The organism is Mesorhizobium sp. M4A.F.Ca.ET.020.02.1.1, assembly GCF_004022645.1.
Taxonomy (GTDB): domain Bacteria; phylum Pseudomonadota; class Alphaproteobacteria; order Rhizobiales; family Rhizobiaceae; genus Mesorhizobium.
In genome coordinates, this window is record NZ_RZOI01000055.1 from 1 (window position 1) to 3192 (window position 3192).

General features: G+C 64.1%; 4 protein-coding genes and 1 pseudogene. 2 read left to right on the plus strand and 3 right to left on the minus strand.

What is annotated here, in order from left to right:
• A pseudogene (locus EN742_RS37885) lies at positions 1–331 on the minus strand (peptigoglycan-binding protein LysM); the annotation flags it as partial.
• A gap of 131 nt (positions 332–462) precedes the next feature.
• Here EN742_RS37885 and EN742_RS06335 point away from each other — a divergent pair.
• Positions 463–1074 carry a TIGR00730 family Rossman fold protein gene (locus tag EN742_RS06335; RefSeq protein WP_126055678.1) on the plus strand — a complete coding sequence of 204 codons (612 nt, stop codon included), beginning with the start codon at positions 463–465 and terminating at the stop codon, positions 1072–1074.
• Positions 1075–1161: 87 nt separating this feature from the next.
• On the opposite strand, the gene EN742_RS06340 is transcribed toward EN742_RS06335, so the two are convergent.
• Both EN742_RS06340 and EN742_RS06345 read right to left on the minus strand, forming a co-directional pair.
• Entirely contained in the window at positions 1162–2022 is an 861-nt protein-coding gene (locus EN742_RS06340) for a hypothetical protein (protein WP_127406337.1), read from the minus strand.
• Positions 2023–2097: 75 nt separating this feature from the next.
• Positions 2098–2310, minus strand: coding sequence for a hypothetical protein (locus EN742_RS06345; protein ID WP_128332556.1), 213 nt, complete (start codon positions 2308–2310; stop codon positions 2098–2100).
• Positions 2311–2661: 351 nt separating this feature from the next.
• On the opposite strand from EN742_RS06345, the gene EN742_RS39170 reads away from it, so the two are divergent.
• Positions 2662–3192 (plus strand): CorA family divalent cation transporter (locus EN742_RS39170; protein WP_281034942.1); only part of this gene is annotated, 531 nt, incomplete at its 3' end.

Genomic DNA, 3192 nt, shown 5'->3' on the forward strand with positions numbered 1-3192 from the left:
CGACATCGAATGTCGGCGCGACAGGCCGGGCTGCGGCGGGTGTCGTGGCAGGCGCGGCGGGGGCTTCCGCCGGGGCTGCGGGAGCGGATGGCGCCGCGGGTGCCATCGCGTCGGTGGCTGGCGCCGGCGCGGCTGGCAGCCGCCCCTCGGTGCCCTGATCGGCCGCTTTGGTTTCCGCCGGTTTGGTCTCGCCCGGCGCCAGCGCCGCGATCTCGGCCGGCGGCGTGCGATTGAGATAGGGATCGAGCGCGCCCGACACATAGGCAGTTCCCACCGCAGCGATGGCGCCGCCCGCGGTAAACAACAACGCCTTCAATGGATTAATTGCCATTTTTGACTGCCCCTTAGCCACCTAACGCCGGTCTAGCGTGTTTTAGCGAGTCCCACAAGAAAAAGGGCCGGCCAAGAAAAAGCCTGTCCCGGGCTTGACCATGTCTGCCGTCCCTATCACCAATCATCGGCATGAACACGATTCGATCCGTCTGCGTCTATTGCGGTTCGTCTCCAGGCCGCGATGAAACCTACGTCAAGGCCGGCCACCTGCTCGGCCGCTCGCTCGCAAAGTCGGGCCTGAGGCTGATCTACGGCGGCGGCACCAAGGGCATAATGGGCGCCGTCGCCGAGGGCGCGCTCAAGGCCGGCGGCAAGGTGACGGGCATCATTCCCCGCTTCCTCATCAACAGGGAAGCAACCGAGACCGCGCTCGACCGGCTCGACGAGCTCGTGATCACCGACAATATGCACGAGCGCAAGCACAGGATGTTCGAAAAATCCGACGCCTTTGTGGCGCTTCCGGGCGGTATCGGCACGGTCGAAGAGATCGTCGAGATCATGACCTGGGGCCAGCTCGGCCATCATCGCAAGCCGATCGTCTTTGCCAACATCAAGGGGTTCTGGGATCCGATGCTGGCGCTGCTCGACCATATGGGCGGTGAGGGCTTCATCCACACCGCGCACCGGGTGAAACCGCTGGTGGTCGCGGACCCCGAAGCGATTGTCGCCGCCATCATGGTGGCCGGCTCGTCCGTCGACGCGCCGACGGAAGGCGTGCAGTCGGTGATAGACAAGATGTAAGGCAGTAGGGAATAGGCAGTTGGCAATAGGGAAAGACAGCCCCTACTGCCTACTGCCTACGTAAGCGCTGCCTCAAACCGGCAGCGCTTACGAGCCGCCGCCACCGAAAATGCGACGAAAAAGGCCGCCTCGCCCCACGCCGCCATAGCGCTGGGGAAGAGGGCGTGCGAGCAGGAACTGCTCATGGCCCTCGACAGTCTCGGTGCCGCAATAGCTACACTGCAAAGACCGGGCCAGGGGAACGATCTCCCTTAGCACGGCCAGGAACCCTTCTCCATCGATCGGCACGCTCTTCATCATCCGGAGTTCGCGGGAGAATGTCTCCAGTCCTAGAAAGCGATAGCCGCGCTTCTCCAATTCGGCGCGCAGCCTGGCGAGAGAGGGCTCGGCGCCCCAGAACTCGAAGCGCGTCGGCCGGATGCGGGCATCCGAGGCGATTTTCAGACCGAGGTCGCCAATCGCCTCGGCAGGAAGAATGAGCGGCGCCACGGCGGCAAGTGAATGTTCCTCAAGGTTGAGTGGGAAGGCCAAGGCCTCGGCGGCTGTGCGGGCTACCTCCTCGAAACCGGCGATGTCCTCCGTCGTGAAGTAGAAATCGCGGCGCCCCTCGCCATGCTGTTCAGCGATATAGCAGGCTGGGCAGCCTGCGGCCGCCAGATCCTCGCAGAGCCTTTCGAGGAAGGCGTAGTTCCGACTCGATCCCTTGGGCGTCAAGAGAGCGTCGCGCGGCGTCAATTCGTTTGCGCGCGGGGTGAGCTTCAGGAGCAGGATCGGAAGCGACGCTGCAGCACGCAGAAGCGCCATGTTCACCCGCGTGTGAATGAAAAGCTCGCCGCCATCGGGGCGGTAGCGCACCAGGCCACGATGCGGTTCCGCCTCGCGGATGACCTCCTCCGTTTTTTCGTCCGATACCTGTTCGCCGGTGATATCGAATTGAAGCAAAGTCATCGCCTAGCCCTCGCCTCCCGGATCACGTCCCGGTAGGGGGCCATCTTGCCAGTTCACAGCGCCTCAGCCCAGACCTCACGGCCGGGCGTTCTGCATCGCATTTGCGGGACCTTCGCCCGCTATTTCCTCGCCGCCAGCGGCCTGACCGCACGACAGGACGAAGCCGAGCGGCCAGGTGATGAAGATGCCGAGAAGCGGACCCAGGTTGGCTTCGGGCGTGAAGATGACGAGGCCGACGAAGCCGCCAAGAAAGCCGATGATGCCCAGTATCGCGCCCCATTTGAGCATCGGTTCCCCCATCGCCTGCCGATCTACTGCAGCTGATTCCCGTCTCGGAACCAAGCCCTCGAATTGGCGTTGCCTCAGAGAACAGCAACTCAGGAGATCGTCATGCTGCGAGGCGCACTGCTCTGGCTCATCGGGATTCCGCTGCCCATCATTCTCATTCTTTGGCTGCTCGGCTATCTGCACTGACGGCCACGCGGGCACGGATGGTGACTCGCCAATCGTGGCAAGCGGCGGTTGCGTGCGCGGCGTGCAACGTCACGGAACCGTCACATGAAACCGGGGCAGCCCGTGCTAGAAACATCGCCGGCCGCAGTTACGCGGTGCTGAAGTCGAAGACCCGGCGAAGCCTCCATGAATATTGCCCTCGCTTCGGAAGAGAACGCCCTGTCGCCCTATCTGCCCGATGAGCAAGGGCTGTTCTTCCTCTATCATTTCACCGCCGACGGCCTGCGCACGAAGGACGCGGCACAAGCGCACTGGACCTGGCGCAGCTACCAGATCTCCGACATGCGCGCGCGCCAGGCGATCGCCAACGAGCAGGCTTTGCCCGCCCCCGTGCGCGAGGCCTTCCTCATCGCCAGCCATGGCTGCCATATCGACCTTGAGGACGACTGGCTCTATGGCGACCTGCCGGACCTGCGCCATGACTATTCGGCCGAAGCGCGTGGGCTCGGCCATTTCCGCTTCGCGCTCAACGACAGGATGCTCATCGGCGCCCGCAAGCAGCCGCTGCAGTCGGTCGACGCGATCCGCAAGGCGGTCGAGAACGGGACGCGGAAATTCCGCTCGCCGGCGGAACTGATCGAGGCCGTCATGGGCCAGTCGCTGGACGGCATGGCGGCCGAGCTCGGCGGCCATGCCGTCCAGCGACTGGCCCATGAC